Source organism: Cupriavidus sp. D384 (assembly GCF_001652915.1).
Lineage (GTDB): Bacteria > Pseudomonadota > Gammaproteobacteria > Burkholderiales > Burkholderiaceae > Cupriavidus.
The window spans coordinates 90,595-113,975 of the sequence record NZ_BBQI01000092.1 but is presented as its reverse complement, the minus strand read 5'-3'; the positions used below and the strand labels follow the sequence as shown (position 1 = coordinate 113,975).

Annotated in this window: 22 protein-coding genes; 10 read left to right on the top strand and 12 right to left on the bottom strand. The window is 57.4% G+C overall.

What is annotated here, in order from left to right:
• Window positions 1–465 precede the first annotated feature (465 nt).
• Complete coding sequence (locus tag A9J21_RS21275) at window positions 466–1,455, top strand: isopenicillin N synthase family oxygenase (RefSeq protein WP_066739139.1); 990 nt, start codon at window positions 466–468, stop codon at window positions 1,453–1,455.
• A gap of 225 nt (window positions 1,456–1,680) precedes the next feature.
• On the opposite strand, the gene A9J21_RS21270 is transcribed toward A9J21_RS21275, so the two are convergent.
• The 4 genes from A9J21_RS21270 to A9J21_RS21255 all read right to left on the bottom strand — a co-directional run bounded on the left by A9J21_RS21270 (window position 1,681) and on the right by A9J21_RS21255 (window position 6,381).
• Window positions 1,681–3,714, bottom strand: coding sequence for a TonB-dependent siderophore receptor (locus tag A9J21_RS21270; protein ID WP_066739138.1), 2,034 nt, complete (start codon window positions 3,712–3,714; stop codon window positions 1,681–1,683).
• Window positions 3,715–3,885: 171 nt separating this feature from the next.
• The gene (locus A9J21_RS21265; protein WP_156546068.1) at window positions 3,886–4,428 is read right to left on the bottom strand and encodes a hypothetical protein; all 543 of its coding nucleotides are present in this window, start codon (window positions 4,426–4,428) and stop codon (window positions 3,886–3,888) included.
• Complete coding sequence (locus A9J21_RS21260; RefSeq protein ID WP_156546066.1) at window positions 4,379–5,173, bottom strand: hypothetical protein; 795 nt, start codon at window positions 5,171–5,173, stop codon at window positions 4,379–4,381. The genes A9J21_RS21265 and A9J21_RS21260 overlap by 50 nt, the downstream gene beginning before the upstream one ends.
• A gap of 269 nt (window positions 5,174–5,442) precedes the next feature.
• Complete coding sequence (locus tag A9J21_RS21255) at window positions 5,443–6,381, bottom strand: LysR family transcriptional regulator (protein ID WP_231907000.1); 939 nt, start codon at window positions 6,379–6,381, stop codon at window positions 5,443–5,445.
• 447 nt (window positions 6,382–6,828) lie between these two features.
• Here A9J21_RS21255 and A9J21_RS21250 point away from each other — a divergent pair, with 447 nt between their 5' ends.
• Window positions 6,829–7,737 (top strand): LysR family transcriptional regulator, encoded by a 909-nt coding sequence (locus A9J21_RS21250; protein WP_066739134.1) that lies wholly within the window; start codon window positions 6,829–6,831, stop codon window positions 7,735–7,737.
• Window positions 7,738–8,092: 355 nt separating this feature from the next.
• Here the strand turns inward: A9J21_RS21250 and A9J21_RS21245 are convergent, their stop codons facing one another.
• The 4 genes from A9J21_RS21245 to A9J21_RS21235 all read right to left on the bottom strand — a co-directional run bounded on the left by A9J21_RS21245 (window position 8,093) and on the right by A9J21_RS21235 (window position 11,426).
• Window positions 8,093–8,863, bottom strand: coding sequence for a ferredoxin reductase (locus tag A9J21_RS21245; protein WP_066739133.1), 771 nt, complete (start codon window positions 8,861–8,863; stop codon window positions 8,093–8,095).
• 111 nt (window positions 8,864–8,974) lie between these two features.
• Window positions 8,975–10,180, bottom strand: coding sequence for an NAD(P)/FAD-dependent oxidoreductase (locus tag A9J21_RS21240; protein ID WP_066739132.1), 1,206 nt, complete (start codon window positions 10,178–10,180; stop codon window positions 8,975–8,977).
• Window positions 10,177–10,347: a rubredoxin gene (locus tag A9J21_RS31110; RefSeq protein WP_082926542.1), complete on the bottom strand. Its 171-nt coding sequence runs from the start codon at window positions 10,345–10,347 to the stop codon at window positions 10,177–10,179. The genes A9J21_RS21240 and A9J21_RS31110 overlap by 4 nt, the downstream gene beginning before the upstream one ends.
• A 14-nt stretch (window positions 10,348–10,361) precedes the next feature.
• Entirely contained in the window at window positions 10,362–11,426 is a 1,065-nt protein-coding gene (locus A9J21_RS21235; RefSeq protein ID WP_066739131.1) for an aromatic ring-hydroxylating dioxygenase subunit alpha, read from the bottom strand.
• A 296-nt stretch (window positions 11,427–11,722) separates the two neighbouring features.
• Between A9J21_RS21235 and A9J21_RS21230 the strand changes: the two genes are divergently transcribed.
• Window positions 11,723–12,922, top strand: a complete 1,200-nt coding sequence (locus A9J21_RS21230) for an NAD-dependent formate dehydrogenase (protein WP_066739130.1) — start codon at window positions 11,723–11,725, stop codon at window positions 12,920–12,922.
• A 5-nt stretch (window positions 12,923–12,927) separates the two neighbouring features.
• A complete protein-coding gene (locus tag A9J21_RS21225; protein WP_066739129.1) occupies window positions 12,928–13,431 on the top strand; it encodes an HPP family protein in 504 nt (167 codons plus the stop codon).
• A gap of 573 nt (window positions 13,432–14,004) precedes the next feature.
• Here the strand turns inward: A9J21_RS21225 and A9J21_RS21220 are convergent.
• Window positions 14,005–14,724, bottom strand: coding sequence for a pentapeptide repeat-containing protein (locus A9J21_RS21220; RefSeq protein WP_066739128.1), 720 nt, complete (start codon window positions 14,722–14,724; stop codon window positions 14,005–14,007).
• A 688-nt stretch (window positions 14,725–15,412) separates the two neighbouring features.
• On the opposite strand from A9J21_RS21220, the gene A9J21_RS21215 reads away from it, so the two are divergent.
• Window positions 15,413–15,970, top strand: coding sequence for a DUF2726 domain-containing protein (locus A9J21_RS21215; protein ID WP_231906999.1), 558 nt, complete (start codon window positions 15,413–15,415; stop codon window positions 15,968–15,970).
• Entirely contained in the window at window positions 15,967–16,350 is a 384-nt protein-coding gene (locus A9J21_RS32720; protein WP_082926541.1) for a DUF4124 domain-containing protein, read from the top strand. Before A9J21_RS21215 ends, A9J21_RS32720 begins: the two co-directional genes overlap by 4 nt.
• Window positions 16,351–16,504: 154 nt before the next feature.
• Here the strand turns inward: A9J21_RS32720 and A9J21_RS21205 are convergent, their stop codons facing one another.
• Window positions 16,505–17,950 (bottom strand): hypothetical protein, encoded by a 1,446-nt coding sequence (locus tag A9J21_RS21205; protein WP_156546064.1) that lies wholly within the window; start codon window positions 17,948–17,950, stop codon window positions 16,505–16,507.
• A gap of 206 nt (window positions 17,951–18,156) precedes the next feature.
• On the opposite strand from A9J21_RS21205, the gene A9J21_RS21200 reads away from it, so the two are divergent.
• From A9J21_RS21200 to A9J21_RS21190, 3 genes are all read left to right on the top strand, one after another.
• On the top strand, window positions 18,157–18,585 hold the full coding sequence (locus A9J21_RS21200) for a hypothetical protein (RefSeq protein ID WP_066739125.1): 429 nt from the start codon (window positions 18,157–18,159) through the stop codon (window positions 18,583–18,585).
• A gap of 451 nt (window positions 18,586–19,036) precedes the next feature.
• Complete coding sequence (locus tag A9J21_RS31695) at window positions 19,037–19,387, top strand: hypothetical protein (protein WP_156546062.1); 351 nt, start codon at window positions 19,037–19,039, stop codon at window positions 19,385–19,387.
• 185 nt (window positions 19,388–19,572) lie between these two features.
• Window positions 19,573–20,016, top strand: coding sequence for an HU family DNA-binding protein (locus A9J21_RS21190; RefSeq protein ID WP_066739123.1), 444 nt, complete (start codon window positions 19,573–19,575; stop codon window positions 20,014–20,016).
• A 125-nt stretch (window positions 20,017–20,141) separates the two neighbouring features.
• Here the strand turns inward: A9J21_RS21190 and A9J21_RS32040 are convergent, their stop codons facing one another.
• Together A9J21_RS32040 and A9J21_RS31690 are read right to left on the bottom strand one after the other, a co-directional pair.
• Window positions 20,142–21,002 (bottom strand): hypothetical protein, encoded by an 861-nt coding sequence (locus A9J21_RS32040; protein WP_197497541.1) that lies wholly within the window; start codon window positions 21,000–21,002, stop codon window positions 20,142–20,144.
• Between the two features lie 305 nt (window positions 21,003–21,307).
• Complete coding sequence (locus A9J21_RS31690) at window positions 21,308–21,820, bottom strand: hypothetical protein (protein ID WP_156546060.1); 513 nt, start codon at window positions 21,818–21,820, stop codon at window positions 21,308–21,310.
• Window positions 21,821–22,126: 306 nt separating this feature from the next.
• Here A9J21_RS31690 and A9J21_RS21180 point away from each other — a divergent pair, with 306 nt between their 5' ends.
• Complete coding sequence (locus tag A9J21_RS21180; RefSeq protein WP_066739122.1) at window positions 22,127–23,317, top strand: hypothetical protein; 1,191 nt, start codon at window positions 22,127–22,129, stop codon at window positions 23,315–23,317.
• Window positions 23,318–23,381 lie beyond the last annotated feature (64 nt).

Below are 23,381 nucleotides of genomic sequence, written 5' to 3'. Positions count from 1 at the left end.
GGGATCCATTCCGGCATTTTGAAAAAATGCTCGGTCAGAATCCGTGTATGGAAAATGAGCCCTTTAGGCTTCGAGTGTTTGTGGCTCAGAAAGCTACTGATGATCACAACAGGTTCATCAGATCACGTTTCTGGCATACCAGAATAGCAGACTGAAGTTCCGGCGGTAGATGCGGAGTGTTAGGTGTTTACCCCACGGGTAAATGGAGGAGAAAGTTGGTCGCCTTCCGCTTCCTCAAGTTGGTGCTGCGGCGCACCACCGGGGGGAGGGTAAATACGCATTTTGGTGAAAATGTATTTGTATTGGGCCTTTATCGGCACAGGGCGACCCGCGAGCCGTGATTAATACGCTAATCGTTTCAGTTTTGAAACGTTGCTTTTTACAGTACGGCTTTCGCAGAGGTATTTCGCGGAGCTAGATTTGCGAAACGGAAGCGCCGGTGCTTCTGAACTGTTGGAGCCATCTATGACACCGTACACCCCACCCTCCGCTGCGAAGTACATCCCCGTTATTGATCTGACGAAGAGTTTTTCGGCATCTATCGAAGATCGCAAAAGCGTCGCGTGGGAAGTTCACAAGGCGTGCCGCGACATCGGTTTCTTCTATGTCTCTAACCACGGCGTGTCGCAGGAGCTGATGGATAGTCAGCTTCAGATTGCGAGGGAATTCTTCGCACTGCCTATCGCAGAGAAGCTACAGATTGATGCACGTAAGTCTCGCTGCATGCGCGGCTACGAGGCGATGTCGAGTCAGACGTTGGATGACGGCTCGCAGCCTGATCTCAAAGAGGGTTTCATGGCCGGACGAGACTGCGACGGGGACCATCCGTACGTTCGGCAAGCGGTTCCCTACTACTACGACATGAATCAATGGCCACAAGGACTGCCGACGGTTCAGGCCGCGACTGAGCGGTACATTGGCGAGATGACTGGCCTCGGGCGACATATCTTGAGGGTCTTGGCATTGTCACTCGAGCTTCCCGAAGACTACTTCGCTCCCGGCCTCGCAGAACCAATGGTCACCACGAGACTGCTGCACTATCCGCCTCAGGCTAGAGTTGGATCGGGCAACCAGATTGGAGCCGGGGCCCATACCGATTGGGGAATCATTACGATGTTGCTTCAGGACGACGTCGGAGGCCTCGAGGTTCAGAACGCAGACGGAGACTGGATTCGCGCACCGCACATTCCGGGTACGTTCGTCATCAATCTGGGCGACATGGTTCCGCTTCTCACCAACGGGTTGTACCACTCAAATTCTCACCGCGTGCTGAACCTGGCCCCCGACCGACATCGCTACTCTGTACCGACATTCTTCGATCCCGACTACTTCTACAAGATGTTGCCAGTTCGCTACGGACAAGAGGCAAGTGAGGACAGCACCGCTGTTTCAGTCGGCGAGCATATTGCGGAGATGTATCGTCGGTCCTACGGCATGGACGAAGCTGCCGCATAGCTGCAACTGGAAGAGCCGCGGGCTCCCTGTAGCGATGGTGTGAGACTCAGGGAGTCCGCCCGAGTTGGGGGAGGCGGTAGCGATCCCCAGTACTCTTATACTCGCTCGGCATTTTGGGGTGTCGTCGCGTCCCGAATCTAGCTCGCGACGACAAGGCAGCGGCCGTCTAAACAGATGCAGCCGCTGAGCGATCCGAATTGAGCGGATCCTATTGCATGGCCTCCCTTAGAAGCGGAAGCTGGCGCCGGCGAACACCTCGCGCCCGCGTGCCGGGTATCCCACGGCGTATTCGTACTTGCGATCGAACAGGTTGGTGGCCCGGAGATACACGTCGACGCCATAGGCCGGGAAGGACTTCTGGATCTTCACGTTGGCCAGCCAATAGCTGCCAAGCCCCATCTGGTTGGTCGCGTCGCTCCGGGCAGTCACCACGCCGCCAAACTGCGCGTAGACATCCCCGGACAGGCGCCAGGTGGGTATGAATTGCCAGGCCGCACTGAGATTTACGACATGCGACGGGCGATAGTCCTGACGGGCGCCGGTGCTGCGCGAATACACGTGCATGTACGTATAGCCGGGGCGAATGGTGACGGTCTCGGTGGGGGAGAACGTACCGCTGAACTGGGCGCCGTTGCTGACTACATCGTTATTGAAGTAGCGCTGCGTCGTCCGGTCGTTCTGGATGAAGTTGTCGATGCGATCGCTAAAAGCGCCGATCCGTACCCGGTTTCCCTGCGAGATGGCCCACACGACGCCGCCCTCCACGTTGGACGAGCGTTCAGGTGCCAGCGTGGTGTTGCCTTGCGTGGGGTCGAAGAGTTGGTCGAGCGTGGCGAACCGGACCTTGCGCGAATAGGAAAGGTACGGCTGCACCTGCCGGGTCAAATCGTAGCTGGCGCCCACCATCCACTGGTTGCCGTTGTCCCGGGCAACCGACGTGTCGAAGATTTCATGGCTCGCGCCTGCCGTCAGATGCAGCCGGTCCACCGGATCGACCTGGTATTCGAGCCCCGTGGAGTAGGTGCGTGCAATGTTGTTCTGGTCGATGTTGCTAAACGCATACCGCTGTGTCGCACCGCTGCCCGTGCCGGCGCCGCTGCCGTTGCCACGTCCGCCGCCACTTCCTCCGCCGCTGCCGCTGCCCGCCGTGACAGGCACGTTGCGGATGTACCCGCTGACGTCATCCTGCTCCTGGCGATAGTTGAACGAGCCGGTCAGGCTGCCCAGCGTGCCAAAGTCATAGCGCGCCTGAGCGCGGCCGCCGCTGACCGTCATGTTGTCGACCTGGTGGTAGGTCTGGACGGTAGGGTCCGACATCGTCGAGTAGTTCGCGTTGTCGTAGCGGTCCTGGACGGTGTACAGATGGTTGATGTAGCCGCTGAAGCGAAGGCTGAGCGGGCCGGCCGGCGCGTAGGCCGTATCGATCTGAAGCGACTGCCCGGAGATGTCGTTCATGCGGCGAAACTGCTGCGCCGTCGTGTACGGATTCGAGGCCGTGGACGCAATTGTGTTTGGCGGCAGGCCACCGTGACCTTCGACAGCCGTTCCCGTAATGCCGACGCGCCAGTCGCCTGCACGGATGCCGAGGTTCGCCAGAAGGTTGGTACGCAGCGAATCGCTGTTGGCTCGTCTCGGGGCGTCCGGCACCGGATAGCCATCACTACTGGTATGGCTTGCGCTCACGAAGTAGTCGATCGTGTCATTGCCACCGGAGACATTGCCCATGAACCGGCGCGCATTACCCGTGCCGAACTCCATGCCGGCGCCGCCGTGCAGCCCGTTTGTGCCGCGCCGCGTGATCACATCGATAACGCCGGCGTTGGCTCCGGGCCCGTAGAGCACCGACGTCGCACCTTCGGTTACGCGAACCTGCGAGATCGACTCGGTGGAGATCAGCGAGGGATCAAACTGGCCATCGGCCGCAGCGTTCAGGGGCACACCGTTCAGGAACAGCAGCGTTTCGCGTGGCGGCAGGCCACGCATCATGATCCGCGGAACGCCCTGTGGTCCGGGGTTGACGGTAATGCCCGGTGTGGCGCGTAGCGCCTCGTCCAGTGTGCGAGCGCCGAGTTCGTCAATCTGTTCGGCGCTGACCGATTCGACGTGCTCGCCGGCGCGCTGCGCGGCCGTGGCATTCACGATCACGGCGCCGAGGGTGTACGGCGCGGTGGTCGTGTCGTCACCGACGGCGGCGTGGACGAGGGAGGAAGCGGCGAGTGCGTACGCGCCAGCGAACAGGTTGGCAGAATTGGGTTTCACGGAAATGGGAGGGTGAGGGGTGCTTCGGCGTCCTGCTTTCAGGTGCGGGGCAAACGTTCGGCGAGCGGGCCGGTCAGGCAGGCGCCTATTGCGGGGGCATGGCAGGGAGCGACGTCCGCACAGGGCGGGCACAGGCATGCCCGCCAATCCGCGTGCCATCGCCAATGACGGTCAGCGCTGCCTGCTGCGCAAGGCTGTGAAAACGGCGAATGCGATCAGGCTGCCGCAGGCGCCGAACAGGAAGTGCGTGGTGATCGGATACCAGAGCGCGCCGTCCGTGACACCCGGCACCCTGCCACCGGCCAGTGCGGGCAGCAGCCGCGTGGCATTGGCCAGGCCACCGGCAATTGCCGCCAGCCACACGTTCGGTTGCGAGCGGGTCAGGAAGCACAGGTCGAGCACGATCGCGGGGATCAGGTAGCTGAACACACCCGACAGCGGCGCGCCCCCCATGCCGGCGTTGAGTGCCAGCGCGGTGACCGCTGCCCCGGTGCAGGCGAACTGGGCCAGGCTCCAGCGACGCGCGGCAACAAGCAGGGCCATGGCAATCAGCCCGCGCCAGCCGGGCACGTGCAAGGGAGCCCGTATCCATCTGTCGGCCAGCACCAGCGCAATGCCGATGCCGATGCAGATGGCTACCGTCCCCCAGCGTGTGTGGGGACGGTCAGAACTGACTGAGGATTTGCTTGGGTACGAGCTTCCAGTCGATGCCATGGTCAGGATTTCCTTTTTCGATAAGCAGAACAGCTTGTCCGTTTTGCAGTACAGGGCGCGGCCAGCGGCCGACATCGATCCGATCGCTGTCGGCAATCGGCGCATCGCCCTGGTATTCCCGAATGACGTCGATGCCCGTGTGCTGGCGCAGGTATCCGGCCGTCACCACGCCCGAGGTTTCACGCACGCCGGGCCGCCAGGCCACGCGGCCGTCCTGGCCAGTGCGGCGCAGGCCGACTGCGGACAGCGCGCCGATCATGCCGCCGTGGTCACCGGTCAGGCCCTCCAGGTGGATGGCGTGGTCACGCGCGGTGGCGACGGCCTGGTCGAGCGTCAGAATCTCGCGCTTCGCCAGCGCCCCGAAGGACTGGATCGCGTGATTGACCGATGTCCATGGTGCGATGCAAAGGCCGGCATCCGAACCGGGTGCGCTCTCGGCCAGCAGGTATTCACGGCAGATCGACATCACGCGGTCCATGCCGCCGGGCGCCACGGCGATACGCAGGCACAGTGAGCTGTTGTGTGAGGTGTACGGGATGCGCCGGTCGAACAGCAATTGGTGGCGGGAAATGTCGAGCAGGCGCGCGGCCCTTCCGGATACCAGTCGTCCTCCCAGTTGCCGGGCGTGGAAGCCGGTTCCGGGACTATGGAGATTGTCGGTGTCGTCGATGCCGACCAAGTAAACCTGTTCACCGCCAGTCATATCGACCGTCCCGCGCGCGACAGCTGAGGTGTCGTGGATCACTCGTGTCCTCCACACGATTGAGCAACGCTGATACAGCGGCTATGGTCCCATAGCTTCGTCGAGCGTTATAAACAATAGAATATAACGGTATCGCTGCGGCCTGTAAATGTGGGCCTAGGTTCATTTCTTTGAGTAGACCTAATGACTGGCACTCGCTGACCAGCATCTGGCAGCTCGTAGATTGCTGGAAAAGACGTACCGCCCTTTGTTAGCGGCGCCTCTACATGGGGAGCAGGACTCGCAGCCTAAGCGTTCCGAAGCGAAAGTACTCAGCTAGAGATCGCCATGGGAGATCTGGCCTCCCCGTGAGGGAAGATTGAACTCGCGGCCTTTGACACAAGCGCGCGGAGCCAGCGGGAGCCTTGGTCCTTATGGCTTCGCTCGTGCCAAAGTTGGTAGTAAGTTAGTGCGCGCGCTGGGACCGGAAACGGCTCAATTCGCAACGGCAGGATCTTCGAATAATGCGTGGCAAACGCTCGAGTGGTCGTAAAGACAAGATCGCTGCGCACAAGCACGTAAGGCGCCATACAAAAGTAAGGAATGTGCGTTGTCACCCTGCGAGAAAAACCGGTGCGAGACAGCTCCGCGTCGATGGTGTCTGGTCCTGCTACATTCCTAGGAGAGACGCCGAGATGGAGAGCCGATGAATACGCTTGAGCGGTCATTGCACCTGCTCGGATCGGATGTCCATCGCGGAGAAGACAGACTAGTTCGTCTTCGCAAAGTGGCTGCAGGTGTAACTGGTACGGCGGAGTTCGCCAATTCCCGATGACTTGATCCAGTTGGCCCACGGCGAGCTTCTGCTCGTAACTCTCCTCGCTCATGAGGTGACAGATCTCCAAGGTCGCATTTGGCGCTTCCGCGTGAAACCGCTCGATTACCGATGGAACAAAGAACACGTCCAGGTAATCTGGCGAGCCAATGCGAAATACCCGGTTGGACTGCACTGGATCGAAGTTCGTGGCGGGCTCGAGAATCTTTCCGATCCCGAGTAGTGCCTGCTCTGCAGCAGCAACCAGCGTTAGCCCATGCTCGGTCGGAACCATGCCGTTTCCGCTGCGCACCAGGAGAGGATCGCCGGTTAGCGCCCGCAATCTCCGCAACGCCACGCTTACGGCCGGTTGCGTTTGTCCGAGCTTCAACGCTGCACGGGAAACACTTCGTTCGGTCAGCAATACGTGCAATACACGTATCAAGTTCGAGTCCACGGTAGCTCCAGACCAAAATCCCGGGTCGAACCAGACGAAGGTGACACCCGTTATATACATTCTTACATATCGAGTTGAAGATCAGCTATATGCGGACCGACATGATCTTCATGTGAGGGCGTGCATACGGCGCGCGAGGTTAGAGATCAGGCCAAAGTGCCGTCGGTTCGAGCGATGCATAGACCGGCCTGCGTTGCCAGTTCGCGATGGAGGTATGCCATGGGCGCCGTCTCTTGCATTGCGCATAATCGGTTTCCAATGGCTATAGCGGAAAACCCATAGAAGTTATGGTGGCACTTCGCTGCATTGGGCTACTTGCTTGCTTGCCGATGCAGTCACCGTACGCAAAAATGCTTCTGGTACGTATGCAGGGCATACCGCATCAAGTTACAGCTTGAGCGAGCGTCCTTGCGTATAACCGGCTTCGTGCTTCGTTGGATCGTTCGCATGTTCATTCGTCAATTGAAGTACCTCGTTGCATTGGACCAAGAAAAACACTTTGGACGGGCTGCTTCCAAGTGCCACGTATCTCAGCCAGGGCTTTCTGGTGCAATCCGCAGCATTGAAAACGAGCTGGGAATGGTTATCGTCCAACGGGGACGACGATTTCAAGGGTTCACCTCGGATGGGGAACGGGTGCTCGCGTGGGCTCGGCGCGTGCTGGAAGACTGTGACGCCCTGAGGCAAGAGGCCAGTGCAGCCAGTGGAGGACCGTCGGGAGTGCTTAGGATTGGCGTGATTCCAGCAGTTGTTCCACTGGTAACGCCTTTTCTTCAATATTGCCTGAAGCACTATCCGGGAATCACCCATCGACTACATACCCTGTCCGCCACCGAAATCCTGCGAAAGCTAGTCAACTTTGAGCTTGACGTCGGCATTACATACCTGGATGCCGAGAGCCTCGAGGCGTTCGAGAAGAGAAGTCTCTGTCGAGAGACCTATGTGTTGGTCTGTGGACCGCACGAATCAATGGAAGGTAAGCAGAGCGTCTCGTGGCGGCACGCGGCTGAACTTCCTCTGGTCCTCTTCACCGACAACATGCAATGCCGGACCGGTATCGATCGAGCGTTCGCGGCTGCAGGTGCTTCGCCGAAGCCAGTAGTTGAAGCAGATTCGATTACCGCAATCCTGGCTCTGGTTGCCAGCGCGGGTCTCTACAGTGTGCTGCCGAACAGCGTAGCGTCGATGGAGCACGCAATTGGTCAGTTTCGATTCTTGCCAATGCTGCCAGAGAACCACAGGGATATCGGTCTAGTCCTCGTGAAGCAGCGACATCAGTCGCCCCTGCTACAGGTGGCGTTGAACGCAATGTCCGAATCGATATCAGGATCGACACCACTTGAGCGGCGCCCTTGATATTCGAAGCGGGTGTTTCGGGGCAGTTCGCTACGTAAGAGCATTGCTCTATTTGTAGCGCGAATCATCTGTAGCCTCTGTCCCGTCCACACAGGTTTCGCCGACGCGCAGTACCACTCGCTCACATCCTTCCCGATTAGGGCTCCCCCAGCTATCGGGATGCTCCTCGAAAGTGCAAGATCGCAGGTCACCTTGCGCCAAGGACGTAGCCGCTAATACTTGATGGCGTTGTATCGGGCGGTGCAATGTTCCCTGGAGGCATTCCGGAAGCAACGAGTCCTCGCTCACGTGGGTTACCCGTACTGAAAGCAGGAGGCAGGTCGCGAAGGCGACGAAAAAGATGTGCTCGGTCAGATTAATCTTTCGATGTCTTCGCATGCCTTCTCATTGCGAGAGTTTGGTGACCGGAGGAGTGCTGCGCGGCGTCGGACCAGCGGTTGACCAGGTCTCCATCGTCGAAGTATTCGAACCGGATTGCCTCGTCCGAGATGCCGTGAAGCAGCGCCGCCCTCGCGACTGTAGCTATCATCGCACCAGGCCCGCACACATAGATGTCCGTCTCGTTGGGCGCCGTCGACGATATGATCTCCTTGAGTCTGTCCTTAGATTGCTTGATGTTGAGACCAAGGTGATGGCATAGGTAGGCATCGACTGTCCTCAGCCGCTTGGAGAAAGGGCTATGAGCTTGCGACCGGGCGAAATAATGCATTTCGAAGGCTGAGATAGCCTGTGAACTCAGGGCCTGAGCGATGGCGAGAATCGGCGCTGCGCCTATCCCGCCGGCGATAAGGACCGCTTTCCTCTCGGATCTAAGAGAAGGGAAGTTATTTGCTACGTCCGTGACGGACAATACGGTCCCCTCAACGGCAAGGTCGTGCATTGATGCCGAGCCACCTCGTGAGCGTGGTTCTCTTTTGACAGAGACCCAGAGCGAGTCGGTTTCCTGAGGAGAATTTAAGATCGAGTATGCGCGCTCAATGCCTGCTGGGGTCATCAAGCGGAGATGCGCGCCAGGGGAGAGCGCTGGCACGTCCACACCGATCGGAAGAAGCTGGAACGAAGTCACATCCTGAGTTTCGACGAGGCGAGCCTGTACAAGGCAAGACATTTCCAAGGGTTCCGTCATCTCTAGGTCACCTCTCCAAAGGGAGCATCCAACGGCGTCGTCATCGAGGGCCCGCCGGTTCCAAGGCACGCGAATCGACGGAGAGCCACGCGCTTGCGGCTCCCCCGGATGCTACGTCCTGACGTGTTGCGCGCTCATTGTGCCAAGAAGCGCAGTTTTCTCGGAGATCGCTCCTCCTAGAAGAGAGAAGTGTTTAAGTTGGCCATTGGTAAGGTCGGTGCACAGTGCCTTCAAACCTTTCCCATTTGGGGTGTCGATTGCCTCGATAGACCACCGACCACTCGCGTCAGCCGTTCCCGCGATAATGGTGGGAATGGCTGGCGTTTTAACAACCACCGGCATGACCGGGTACTCGACAGGTGTAGGGCGACCACACAGCGTTGCTGCCAAAGCGCGGGCTGAATGCATGAGTGGTAAAACGTAGGGTTGCACCTTGCCATGAATCTCTGCGCAATCACCCACAGCGAAGATGTCCGGCGCGCTGGTTCTGCAATAGGCGTCCGTGACAATTCCCTCGCGGGTGTCCAGCCCTGCTGCCTTGGCAAGACTAGCGCGCGGAGCTAGGCCAATCGCCGACACAATCAAGTCAGCGTACAGCGTAACTCCATCGTCAAGGGTCAGTGAATATCCTAGCTTCGAGTAATCTACGTGGCGCACCGAGCGACCAAGTTGCAAGTTGATTCCCTCCGCCGAGAGCGCATTCGCGAACTCGCTTCCAGCATCTGGATGCAAGAGACGTGACAACGGCACTGGGGCGGGGTCGACTAACGATACTTCGAACTTTGCCGCTACCAGGTCGTTCGCGAACTCCACGCCGATCAGACCTGCTCCCAGAATTACTACGGAGCGACAGGATTCAAGCTTCTGACGATAGCGCGCATAGTCATCAAGATCGTTGATGCATAGCAGTTCTCCGCCTGCCGGGCCATCGATTTTCGGTCGCTTCGGGTCGGCGCCGACGGCGAGTACAAGTTGGCTGTACGAAATCCTCTTTCCCTGAACCTCAAGTTCCTTCGAAGAAGTATGAATTCGGCCTACTACGCACTGCGACAAAATTGTCAGCTCGAGTTGAGCCGCCATCTCCTTTGCGTCGAAATTTGCGAGGGAGGCAGGACCCTTCCGCTGTGCTAGGGCATTCGAAAGCATAGGCTTCGAGTACGACTCACCTCCATCTTGGGTGATCATAAGGATGGGTCTTTCCTTGTCCTGTCGCCTTACTTCGCGAGCTACCGTGTAGCCAGCAAGCCCGGTGCCTACAATGACCAGGGGCAGTCTGTGATCTGAAGGGTCGCCCTTCACGGCTTCGTCTTTCGTCATGCGGCCACTCGCTGCATTTCAAAGTCCATTTTTCCTGTCCCGCAATCAGGGCAGATCCAGTCTTCGGGTACATCCTCCCAACGCGTTCCAGCTGGTATCCCAGCGTCCGGAATACCGACCGCCTCGTTGTAGCGCATGCCACAGATGACGCATTCCCAAACATGCATGATGGTCTCCCCGCTCAGCTTGAATAGGCCTGGCCGAGCCCGATCTCCGCAAGGGCGCGACGATATGCTCCTGAAGACCGGTCGGCAAGGATCGGAACTTCCGCAGTGCGGTCAATCGGAAGGTCCTCTGGGCATTGCTGTTCCACGATTGCCCGGTCCTCTTCAAAGATTTGCCGATTGAAGTCGTAGACATCCTGAACTGGAATGTGGTGATCAAAATTGCGCGCAATCGGGACGAAGAGACGGGTGAGACGAGAGGATACGGGGCTCGCCGCATTCAAGATCGAGAGACGCCCGCCCTCTGGAAATTGCACGGTTAAGCGGGCGAAGAACGGCACGTCAACTTCGAAGGTTCGCCGCCATAGGAATCCTTGCGGTGCCCTGTGTGAGAAGGCCTTTGGAAAGTTGTTGACGTTGCTCACGTACTCGGCACGAAGGCCAGTCCCTTGGCGCTCGACGGAGTACTGCGGTACCACCGCATTGCCCCGGTCAGCAAAGCTCTCATTGTGAATCCAAGCAAAATGGGCGACGTCGATGAACCCCTCCGTTTGACGCCCGGCCGATGCCTTGATGTCGATGGACGGGCAGACAATCTGCTGGAAGCCGGCAGCATCCCAAGCTTCAAAGCTGGGAAGTGGCTCATGGCCGCCACCCAACGACACCCAAATAAGACCGTAAGCCTCCTGTGCCGGATAAATGTTCAGCTTGAGTCGGTCCGGGATGGGGCCGTTGGGTTGCGAGGGAATATGCTGACACTGACCGCCAGCACTGTAGGACAGGCCGTGATAGGGGCACACTAGATTTCCGTTCTCAACCCAACCGCGACTCAATGGCGCCCCGCGATGGGGGCACACGTCACGCGCGGCCACAATTTGACCCTCGCTTCGAAAAATTACGAGCGATTCGTCCAGAAGCGTTGCGGAGAGAGGTGCGTTGCCCAACTCAGTTGCCGCTGCGACTGGATGCCAGTACTTACTGAGGATCTCCCAATCACGAGGGTCGAAGGTGCAGTTGCGCGGCAACTGGGGATTCTTTTGGAACGTGACGGCGCTAATTGCCGACAGTGAGGGAACGCTCATTGAAGCCTCCTGAATGTGGGGGGGACATGTCGAGAATCTGCATGTAGCCCACAGACTAGGTGGTTCGTTGGCGGCAACCAATGTTGTTATTCGCATTAGACGTATGCGCTTCTAACTATAACCGGCCTCTTGAGTTCCTTGATAAGAATTTGAAATCACGACATCAGATCAAACGATTGGCGTAAGGTGGCGACGCCCCTTGATCATTGGCGTCGGGTAGGCAACGTTACCCGCTCTGCAGGGCAGCCTCCCCGTGCCGCTGCTATCAATTTCGCCAATATCAAGGAGACATTCCAATGGCAAAGATCGTCTGCGTTCTCTACGATGATCCCGTAACCGGTTACCCCAAGAGCTACCCGCGGGACGACCTCCCGAAGCTCGATCGCTACCCCGACGGCCAGACGTTGCCGACACCGCGCGCAATCGACTTTCAACCTGGTTCGCTGCTGGGGAGCGTTTCGGGTGAGCTTGGTTTGCGCAAGTATCTCGAGTCGAATGGCCACGAGCTCGTCGTGACCTCGAGCAAAGATGGCGAAAACAGCGTCCTGGATCGGGAGCTGCACGATGCGGAAATCGTCATCTCCCAGCCGTTCTGGCCGGCGTATATGACGGCGGAGCGGATGGACAAGGCGCCTAAGCTCAAGATGATCGTTACCGCTGGAATTGGGTCCGACCACACAGACCTCCAGGCCGCGATGGAGCGAGGGATTACTGTCGCAGAAGTTACGTACTGCAATAGCAACAGCGTGGCAGAACATGTGGCAATGATGGTGCTTGGCCTGGTGCGCAACTACATTCCATCGTACAACTGGGTTCTCAAGGGCGGCTGGAATATCGCAGACTGTGTCACGCGCTCATATGACGTTGAGGGGATGAACGTTGGTACGGTCGCTGCCGGCCGCATTGGCTTGCGAGTGTTGCGTCTGCTGAAGCCGTTCGACGTCAAACTCCATTACCTCGATCGGCACCGCCTGCCTGAAGCCGTGGAGCGGGAGCTGAACCTGACCCATCACACGACCCTGGAAAGTCTCACGCGAGTCTGCGACGTCGTGACGTTGAACTGCCCGCTGCATCCCGAAACCGAACACATGATCAACGCTGAGAGCCTGAAGAAGTTCAAGCGTGGAGCGTATCTTGTAAATACCGCCCGTGGTAAGTTGTGCGACCGCGATGCAATCGTCGCGGCGCTCGAAAGCGGTCAACTGGCCGGCTATGCTGGGGACGTTTGGTTCCCTCAGCCCGCACCGAAGGATCATCCGTGGCGCAGCATGCCCCATCACGGGATGACACCTCATATCTCAGGGACGAGCCTGTCGGCTCAAACGCGCTATGCAGCCGGAACGCGTGAGATTCTCGAATGCTACTTCGAGAACCGTCCAATTCGCGACGAGTACTTGATCGTACAAGGCGGCAAGCTCGCTGGAGTTGGCGCGCACTCCTACAGCGCGGGTAATGCCACCAAGGGCTCGGAAGAAGCGGCGAAGTTCAAGAGCTGAGGAACATGACGACGCCATCCGCAATTCAGTCAAACGAAGAGCGTATCGCGCGTCGAACCCAGGTCGCCAGCACGTTGCTGGCCGGCCTGGGCGCGTTCGTTGCGTTGAGCTTGGTTGGCATTCTGGCCAGATACACATCCCAAACTTGGATCCTGGGTTCCTTCGGTGCGTCCTGCGTTCTTCTCTTTGGCTTCCCCGATGTTCGATTCTCGCGACTCAGGAACGTCATCGGTGGCCATCTGATTTCATCTGCAATCGGTCTGTGCTTCTTTCATTGGCTAGGCGGGGAATGGCCAGCTATGGCTGCAGCAGTGTCCGTTTCCTTGGTGACCATGATGGCGACCGATACGGTGCATCCTCCCGCTGGCAGCAACCCGATCATCATCTTTCTTGCTCATCCCGGTTGGAGTTTCCTTATTTTTCCAACACTGGCGGGAATTATCGTGTTGGTGCTCACGGAGCGACTCTACCGTAGGGCCACGCAGCTTGTTCGAGACCGCAGCCAATGAGTTAGTCCACAGCGAGTGACTTCGTGGTGGGGGTGCTGGTGTGTGACGCGACCTATTGCGCAGCGATCGCTCAGTTCCGCACTTCGGGCAAATACCAATCTCGCGGGCATGTTTTGGAATTTCAGATATGGTAAGCTGGTATACCAAATAGAGAAGCTAGAGTTCCGAAAATATTGCCGTCCCGGCTGGCGAGAGCCTTGGGCTACGTCTCTCCGGCATTTCGAAATCGAGCCGGACTGGAGGCGTCTCCTCTCCGGGGCAAACATCCTGATCCTCGCAGCGTGTGTCTCGCTGCTCCTTGCAGCGTTCCGGTGGGCTCCGTGGCTCCGGAACGCTTTTTTTTGGCTTGAGCGGGGAGCGAGGCATCAGTAGGCAGTAGGGGCACTGCCTTATGGTCGTGAGTTGGTTCGTGCCGACGAAGAGCGGGATAGGCGAATCCGAAAACGCTTTCAGTTGCTAGCTCGGCAGCTGAGGCCGAAAAGGATAGACGGAGGCGGTGTATGGCTGCGCATACCTAGTGACGTGATCAGGAACGGGGAGAGGGCGCCGGGGCATCGGCGCTGCTCCCGCCCACTAGGCAACCCGAACTCCATACTCGCCGACTAGCTCGGCCGCTTGGTCGCTGGAGAAGATTGCTCCCTTGAAACTCTGCTTCAGCTCCGCGAGTCGCAAACCACCAATGTCGGTACCGCGAAGATCGGCACCTTCAAATCGAGCGTTTCGAAGTACCGCATTCCGAATGCTTCCGCCCTCGAAGACGGCATCCCGAAAGTCGCAGCCTGACAGATCTGCTTCGGAGAAATTCAACGACTCAATTCTCTGTTTGTAGAACGACATACCGTTAAGGTCGGCGGCCACCAGTAACGATTCATGGAAGTCAATGCCGGGTGAATGCACGTCGGTGAACCGCGACGCAGTCAGCAAGGATTCGGCAAAGGTTGTCGAAGCCAATTTAGCGCCAGACCATTGGGTATTGCTGAAGTCGCTCCGGTAAACGCGCGCGTCAGTCAAATCAGCATACTGAAACCGTGCGCCGCTTGCTTTGCAGGCAAGCCAGCGCGTCTGCTCCAATCTGGCAAGGTCGAAGCTGGCCGATAGAAATGTGCAGTGGGAGAACTTGGCGCTTTGGAAATCGATGTTCTCGAGGTCTTCGCCATCGAACGCGCAGTTCTCAAACGTAATTTCACCACGATGTCCGCTCAGCAGGGACACTACGTCTTGCCGGGTCAGGGACACGTCACGGATAGTCATTGCCTGAGCCATGGAAGCCAGGCCAACCGTGGGGAAGGGCATGCTCAAAACCTCGCTAGGGGGAGGCACGCGAAGCTCTGGACGACGCCGCGCCCCCGAATAACTTAGGGACGCCGTGGAACTAAGAACCCGTATGGGTCGCAGGAGATACCAACCCGCAACTCTATTTTCGGCTACCGACAGTTTACCCTGCTAGCTGGGCGTCAGGCAACCCGAGTCGTTGCGCCCGTCTGCGTTGGTTTGGCAAGGCTTTTCTTGACAAACGACGGACCACATGCGCTCGCGATCGCTCGAAAAAGACTTGTGCATATCGGGACGTAGCCAATCGCCAACGCGACGAGTTGAGTGATGTCAGTGCTTCTTCTCAGGTGTCGAGTTGCGTTTTCCGGTTCCTGATACCACTACTTGATTTGATGATTGGAACATGTGACTTTTTGGCTACAAGACCATTTGAACTAACGACCAGCCCGTTGCTTGGCGAGGATGAAGGCCTTGAGACGCGAACGACTTCACTCTGGCTTCACCCTAGTTAGCGTTCCATCACAATCGTACGAACAGGTCGCGGATCAGTTCGCGCAGCCGGCTTCGGGTTGGCAGTGGCGAGCTGAAAGTGACCGTAGATTCTGCGCGCCGACACAACCCTAGCTGGGTCCCACCATTGGGGGATGCAACGGCGTCGGGTTAGCCCTTACTATCGCGCGAGAAAACAATAAATACGAAAGGGTCTCAAATGAAATCGATGCTAGGTCTTGCCCTTCTTTTCGTCATTGCCATCTGCATTCTGTCGGTGCTTAAGGCGAGAAGTGGGAGCGGAGGCTCTTCGAGGAACTTCCGTTTCGCCCGCAAAGACCCATTCTTACGCCAGGATGAGATCGCGCTCTACGAACGGCTGACGGTCGCTCTACGCGATGCGCACATCTTCCCGCAGGTCGCCATGTCCTCGTTCGTGCAACATAAGGGGAAGGCTCAGGCTGCCAGGAATTTGTTTGCGCAGAAGTATGTCGACTACCTTGTGTGCGAGAGGAAGACGATGCGACCGCTCTACGTTATCGAGCTTGATGGTGCTTCGCACAGCAGCGCTAAAGCACAGAAGCGAGATAAGCAGAAGAACGAAGTCCTAGCGTCAGCTGGCATCCCGATCATGCGCTACACGTCTAAGAACGTTGATTTGCAGACCATCGTCGGCGATTACAAGAGTGTTGTACCCGGCGAGCCTGCAACAGGAAGTGGTTCGTCGGGATCAACTGACGGGTCCGTGCCGCGGGCTGTGCGGGTACCAGTTGCATGATGCGTCGATATCTTGTCGTTGCGATGTTGGTCCTGACCACGAATGCTGCGGGCCAGAACATCTTTCAATGTCGGAGTGCGAGTGGGCATGTCACGTTGCAGGACGGCCCGTGCCAGAACGATTCAAAGACTGAGGTGGTAAGGAAGTCCATCGGGCAGAAGAACACCGAATATCGCGCAGAACCGTCCTCGTTCTTCGATCCCCAAGGGCAAGCGCGGCTCACGTCGAGTATCGTCTGTCCCTCGCTTCGTCAGTCTTACCAGGTTGCTGTGGCCAATTCGGAACGAGCGTTGCTTAGTCAGAGCTCCGCGCAGGTCCAGCAAGCATCGGAAGCTGTGCAGCGCGCCGGCGGTCAGATGTCGAAATACCGATGCGAGTAAGACTTCGTCGTGCAGCCAGGGAGTATCGGGGAGCGGCACGGAGGGTGGATGGTTGCATTGCGTATTCAGTCCGGCCTCGTACTCCATTGGGCAAGTGACAAATGATTGAAAGAGGCCTCATAAGGCACCTCGGGAAGCGAGCAGGGCTCCCACCTCATTCCTTTTGCGAGTACCAGGCCGCCGCCTCCTCAGGATGCTCTCGTTTCCATTGCTCAAGTGCTTTTCCCTTCAGCCAGAGGTCCGGTTCAGGGTAGACACGCGGCGGCACGCGATGTCCTCCAATTGTGCTGCTCCGGCTCCCTTCCCGTTGCGACGTCTGTGCGTCCCTTTCCGTCCGTATGGCAGTCCATTCGGAATGAATTCGGCTACGTTCCACCTCAATTTCTGGATGGTGAAGCCATCTTTTGCCGGCGAGTTCCTCGACGATTAACCGTGTGAACTCAGCCTCAGTGACTCTGCCACCAAGGCGTGATAGGTCGATTTCCAGAGTCGGCAGGTTCGTCTCAAGGATTCGCGCGCGACGCTCCTCGTTTATCCCGTTTGTCACCGTGATTTCGATGAGGAGCGTCTCGACTTGGCATCCAGGCGCCGGGGCCGTTGTGGCGGTGACGTCCGGAATTATCCGACCTGTGCGCTGTTCGAGAACCACGGACTCCAGTTCAAGCATCTGCGCTTCACGGAGCTTGCGGGCGATGGGCTCCAGCGGCCATTCCGGAGAGGGCTCCGTGACCGCCATCTGAGGGACCATGATTCGCTTCTCGCGCTCGAGGAGCTCCTTGGCTTTCCTGTGCAGCAGAGTTTCGCGCATGTCCTGGGGCGTTGTGCTGCCAAGCAGGTCTGCATCTTCGTCTTCGTCCAGGAGGTCGAGGCCATCGGCTGCCAGTTCGCGCGCTTGCTCCATCGCGGACTCGATGAGGGCATCGTCTTGCCAGTGTTCGCACCAATGAGCGTTGCATATGAGTAGACGCGCGCGATCTCGCAACTCCTCCGAGCTCATGGCGGCCAGCGCAGGGTCATCGACTAGCACTTCAATAACGGCATGCGAGGCCCCTTCAGCGTTGCTCACCTGGCTGCCGATGAAAACGACGCGCAGTTCCCGGCCATCGTCGAGAGTGACAACCGCCGATGCGATATCCGAAAATGAGCAGGATGCGATGCGTACGCGTTCGGCAGGGGCTTCGGCCCAGGCATCATAAAAAGCGCCAGAGAGGCCCATGATTTGCGCCGTCCGTCGACGGCTAGGCAAATCCAAGTAGCCTGTACTCTCCAGCGTAGCCAGAACGGCTAGACGTGCTGCCTGGACCACACAAGAATGCTTATCGGTGCCCGTGGCATGTCGGAAATGAGGTCGGCGTACGAAGGTTTTCCGAGCCGCGTTGACCGCGATCAGCTCGGCACCGCAACTGACGCAATTACAGTCGCAGTCGGCACCGCGGTGATGCTCGTCAAGTTCGAGGATGTATCGCGGCACGCCAGTCTTGCGATCGCGTGCCCATGCCATTAAGAGGGCTGTTTCCGCAAGGCGCCTTTCAACCGGATTAGGTTGCAGGCCAATTGACCATGTCGCGCTCTTCTTGTCCTGGCTGTCATCGAACGACATCTCGCACTCCCGAAATGGTGCCGAATTTACTCTAACATCTAATCTGCTAAACGCGACGCAGTCGGTTGCTGCGGTGGTCGGCACCCAGTCCGCAGCGTACGGCGGCTGGGCCCAGAGCTCGACGCGGAGTAGCCGAAGCTCGAGGTGAGCGACTGCCAGCCGTGATGCCATCGGTTCAATGTGGCTGCCTGATTGGAGGCGAAACAATGTTCAAGAAACTATTCTCGCTGGTCACCCAAGACACCTTCCGCAAACGAGCAGTCATAAGCGGTGAGATCGAACTATGCGATGAGTCGGAAGAGGGCGCTCGGCTCATAGCAGTAGCGTCGCTCTTTGGCAAGACGACGGTACTTGTATCTGCTAAAAAAACCCCGGGGGAGCATTTCAAGAAAGCCACGGAAGTTGCCTATAGCTACGGACCTGGCGGCAACGAGCGAAAGGGAAATCATGTCGGGATCAGTTTCGACACCGCAGAGCGTTTGGAGGAGCGAATTAAAGACGACGAATACTACGATCGCAGGCGGACTACGTTGAAACGGCGTGACATGATGCGTTGGTGCGAGACTCGCTATCTATGGGCGAAGGTGACGAGTCGGAAAAGCTGGTTCGAATTTGAAGGCGTGTATAAGGACTAGCGATATTCCCCCGTCTGTACGTTGCGGAAGTCGTATTCCCGAATGGGAAGGCGGTCCTGGGCGCACTGCGATACTCGGGTGGCTGGGCTAACAAAGCTCTATGCCGTCGCCTCTGTCAGTAGAATTGTTGGCAGCACTAACACGACAAGAAAGCGTCATGCAGAGAATACTAAGAACCTTGCTTATCGTGGCAGCTATGGGTGGGACCGCGGTGGCTCATGCACGGCCGTATGATTTCGAAGGCGTGAACATTGACGTGCCTAGCCCGCCGGGCTTCCTTTCTACGTCGCGATACCCGAACCTGTATCGGACCGCCGAAGAACTAACGCCTCAGCGAGTCTTGTTGCTTGACCACTTCTTGCCTCTAAAGGACGCGCCGAAGGACGTTAACGCAACCCACTGGGATCCAACGAGTTGGATGCAAGTTCAGACCCCACGGGGAGCGCGCGCCGTGGAACTCACTCAAGAGCGATTTGAAAGGCTCAAGGCGGTAACAAAGAGCATGGACATCCAGCAGCAGGTCGAGAGCCAGCATCCGGGCGTTCTTAAGAGCGTCGGCATCGACGAGGTCAAGTTGATGGGCGTGAACGAGGATACGCCTGAATGGTTTATGTATTCAACGGCCTTGAAGACGGGGCGCGGCAGCGTACCTGTCATCCATGTCGCCAGCTATTGCAGGATCAAGGGGAGGCTCGTGATACTGAATTCATACCGCGTCTTGCGGAGCGCGGGGGACGTCAAGCTGATTCATCAAGAAGCGCGGATTTGGGCGACGGCGGTTTTGAACGCGAACAGGGAATAGCAACTGGTTTGACGCCCCGCACGCGAAAATGGTCATGGACGCATTCGAATGCTGCAACTTCAGTATTGTTGGGGCGTCTCGGTTCGTAAAGACTTTTGGGCCCATCCCCATTGCGCGTCAGCTCTTACCTTCGCTATGCTTTGCGGATTCCGGCAATCGTGCCGGTAGTTTGCGACAGGAGCCACATGGCAACGAAGAAGACGGCCGCCCCGAAAGCTGCGGCAAAGAAAGCGGCAGCGCCGGCAAAGAAGGCTGCACCCGTAGCGAAGAAGGTAGCACCGGCAGCCAAGAAGGTTGCAGCGGCGCCAGTTGCGAAGCCGCTGAAGGATACGTTCAACAAGTCGAGCCTGCTGGCTCACCTGGTTGCTCAGACTGAACTGGATAAGAAGACGGTGCAAACGGTGCTGTCGCACCTCGAGAACACCATCGTGAGCTCGATCCACAAGAAGGGCGCTGGCGAATTCACGTTGCCAGGCCTGTTCAAGGTGTCGGCTATCCAGGTTCCGGCGACGAAGAAGCGCTTCGGCAAGAACCCGTTCACCGGCCAGGACCAGTGGTTTGCTGCTAAGCCGGCATCCGTGAAGGTCAAGGTTCGTCCGTTGAAGAAGCTGAAGGACGCTGCTATCTAAGGCCGATAGCTGGTGAGAAGTGAAGGAGGGGAGCGATTGCTCCCCTTTCGTCTTTGGGAGAGCTCGAGCTAGACCTCCCTGCACATCATAAAAGCTCAGTGCATCAAGGGTGCGATGTCTTTGCGCTAGAAGGGCAGGTCGTCAATTTCAATATCCATGAATTCGCTGTAGGTGAAAGAGCCTTCAGAGGTGACGAGTAACAAGCCGAGGGCGCCCTTCAGTCGGTATTCGGTTTCAAGCTCGTCACCTTCAGCCCCGTCCGCCATAACACGTGTAGCGTCTAGAGAGAGCCGCGCCCAGCCACCTTTTTGAAGCCGCTTCACGGGGAACTCAACGAAATGCTGCATTGTCCGGCCATCCTCGGCACGGGCAGACGGGCATACTTTTCCGTTTTGGCTCACTTCCCAGCGGTCTGAGCAAAGGAAATAGGCATGGTCGATCTCGGGAGATGGCCGGTCGGAGTTGTTGCGCAGTTCAATCACGAAATTGAGTTCGGCATCCACATGGTAACGTCCCACCTTGGTAACGCCGGTGGGTGTCTTGAAGTCCACGGAGATACGGCTGTCTCTAGCTTTCTTGATCTCGTCCTTCGCCCAAAGTAGTTCCGTCTTCAGCAACTCAGAGAGTGTCGACGCCTCGCCGTTGTGGACAATGTGGCGTTTATGTTTAAGGTCGAACGGAATATCCTCCGCCTGCGAGGTCAGCAAGATACACAGCTTACCCTTGGCATGGGCATACCCAACTTCGTAGAAAACGTTCGGATTCTTGTCGCTCATGTCAGCGATGACAATGTCCGCAACGTCGATCTGCCTGTAGATGCGTTCAAGCATCCCCTCTTGGTAGATCTGCTCGTCAAGCCGTTCCGCACGAAGGTTCAGGGACTCCGCAGTACCTTTGATGCCATAGAGGTAAAGGTCCTTAAACTTCTTGTCGAAGGGCATGACAACGAAAGCAAAAAGCTCTTCTTCCTTCTTTTTCTTGACCATTGCGGGAAAGGCATGCTGGCGGGAAAGCGCAATTGTATCGCGGGACGCCAGCCGTGCGGTCGCGTGCCTATGCCATTTTCTCGGGTTGCATCTGCTAAGCGCCCGTGGGGAATGGCGAACATGTCATTCGCCATTGTCGAACCAAAACCACAGAGGCCGACCGGGAGGACAACCAGGTACATGACTCTGGATCGCGCCGATACACCATCCACCATCATCCTGTCGTTTGACGGCGCGGGTGATAGGCCACCGCATTCTGTTGCGGCCGGACGGTGGGCAGAGCAGAACAATCCCGAAGTTGTGGGCTAGCTCTCGTCCTTCCAATGCTCTTCGACAGCCCAAAGTGGTTGCCAGCCTTGCCGGGCCTTGATAGCAGCGATGTATGCGTCATAGGCAGCCTTGTCGAAGGCAGTCCATGATGTACCTCTGGCACGAGCTTTTTTCCAGAGCGCCTTGAATGAGCATTGGTCTTGGGAGGCGTCGGCCTTTCGTGCCAAGCGGTTTAGTTCTTTTAATAGCTCGCTATCAAGAGGCGGATGGAGCTTTGCTAGTCGCGGGTCGTCGTGGTCTGCACTCGCACATATCAGCTTAGATTTGAGATAGATGTTGACCAGTTTCTGTGCGCGTCCATACGTACAAATAAATGGGAGCTCAGCACTCTTCTTAACCCCGTCATCACCTTTTTTCGACGTGATGTAGGTAGGCGGCGCGGCTGCCATCACTTTTTGGATGAGAACATCGATAAATAGGTCGATTTTCTCAACGGCAGGTAAATCTTTAACGCTGCAGATGTTTCGCATGCCGGCTGCTTCCAGCATCGTCCTCGCCACCTGAACGGTATAACCTCCACCGCTTCCTCCTCGGGAGTATGCTCGTCCGGCAGCCCACACCGCGAAACGGTGACGATGCTCATCCAACGTGTAATGGCGAGTGTCAATACTTCCACCCAAGGTCACGTCAATAGAAAGCTTAGAAGTTAGGGGCATATCAGCACAGTACTCTTGATTGTTTGGATCAGCGAGGCCAACTAGTCGAGTAATTCCGGGCACTAATACGGCGAGCGCCGGCATGCCGTACCTATGACGAAGATATAATGGATGCTCCGCCGCCAAGGATAAAGGATCATGTCGCTGAACGTGTTTTACGAAGGCTTGGACGATTTCTGCAGAAAATTCTTGGTGATCGGCTCGCCAACTGAGTCTACCGATCCGGCGCAGTTTTTGCGACAACGGGGGGAGGTCGCTGGGACTCTTTTCGAGAGCTTCCTACTGTTTGACGCAGTCTCCCTGAAGGTCCACGGCGAAAATCTGCCGTTGGCAGTCCTTCTATCCCTAATGGGGGACAAAGCGATACTCGACCTAGCAGAGAGTGGTTCGCTCAGATTTGTGCTGTGGACGCCCATGGTCGCGCACCTGGTCGATGACATTCCGGGCATCGATCCGCTAACTTTTGGCAATCTCACTTCCCCTGCGCACACTGACCCTGAGGAATCTCTTGCATTGGGACTGTCGCGCTACACAAAAGAGCTACATACCTCCAACCGGCGCGCGCTCGTTCGAAAGCTCCGAGACACATACACCATTCCTGACAAGAAATTGGCTGGCGAGGTGGTGAAAATTTCCAAGTCCGCGTATGAAAGTGGTCGGCTTAAATGTTATGGCCTTGACCCAAATGAAAGTACGTATCGCGATGTACCTTTGAAGAAGCGAGAGATATTGTCGAAGTGTGCTGGAAGTTTGCTTGAATACAAGTTCGCGTTGTCAAACAACATGACATCGTATTCAAATCGCGACTTCTATGAGTTTTTGAGTCAATCTTGCGGGCGGCTCGCATCCGTCGAAGGTCGACTTTCAGGATTCTCTACGTTAGCACGTCTTGAGAACATCCCCGACTTGAAATCCGTCTACGCACAAATTGATGAGCCGTTTGTCAAGATGATCGCTCTGCGGAAGAGGCGATCCTCTCGCAAGTTTCGAGGATGGCTGGCGCACGCGCCCTACGACGCTGTTGCGCCCGAAGATCTCTCCAAGCACTACTTGGACGCACTTATGAAGCCGCTTGGCCCCTTTCAGTCAAAAGGGGGGAAACTCGCAAAATCAATTGCCATGACAGCCATTGGAGCAGGCATAGGCCTGGCGGCCGAATCGCCCACCGCCGCTGCTCTTTTGGGCGGACTTGCGGGAGTCGCCGCCGTTGGATCCGATTTTGGCTTGGATATTGTTGATCAGTTCTTGCTTGAGGGAATCACAAAGGGCTGGACTCCCCGGGTGTTCTTCGATGACGTGCGCGCTTTGGAACACCGCGAGCAAAAGTGAAGCACCGAGCGGTCGCTGAGGCCGAAAAAGGTCACTCGCCGGTCTTTGGGGCGCTAGTACCTAC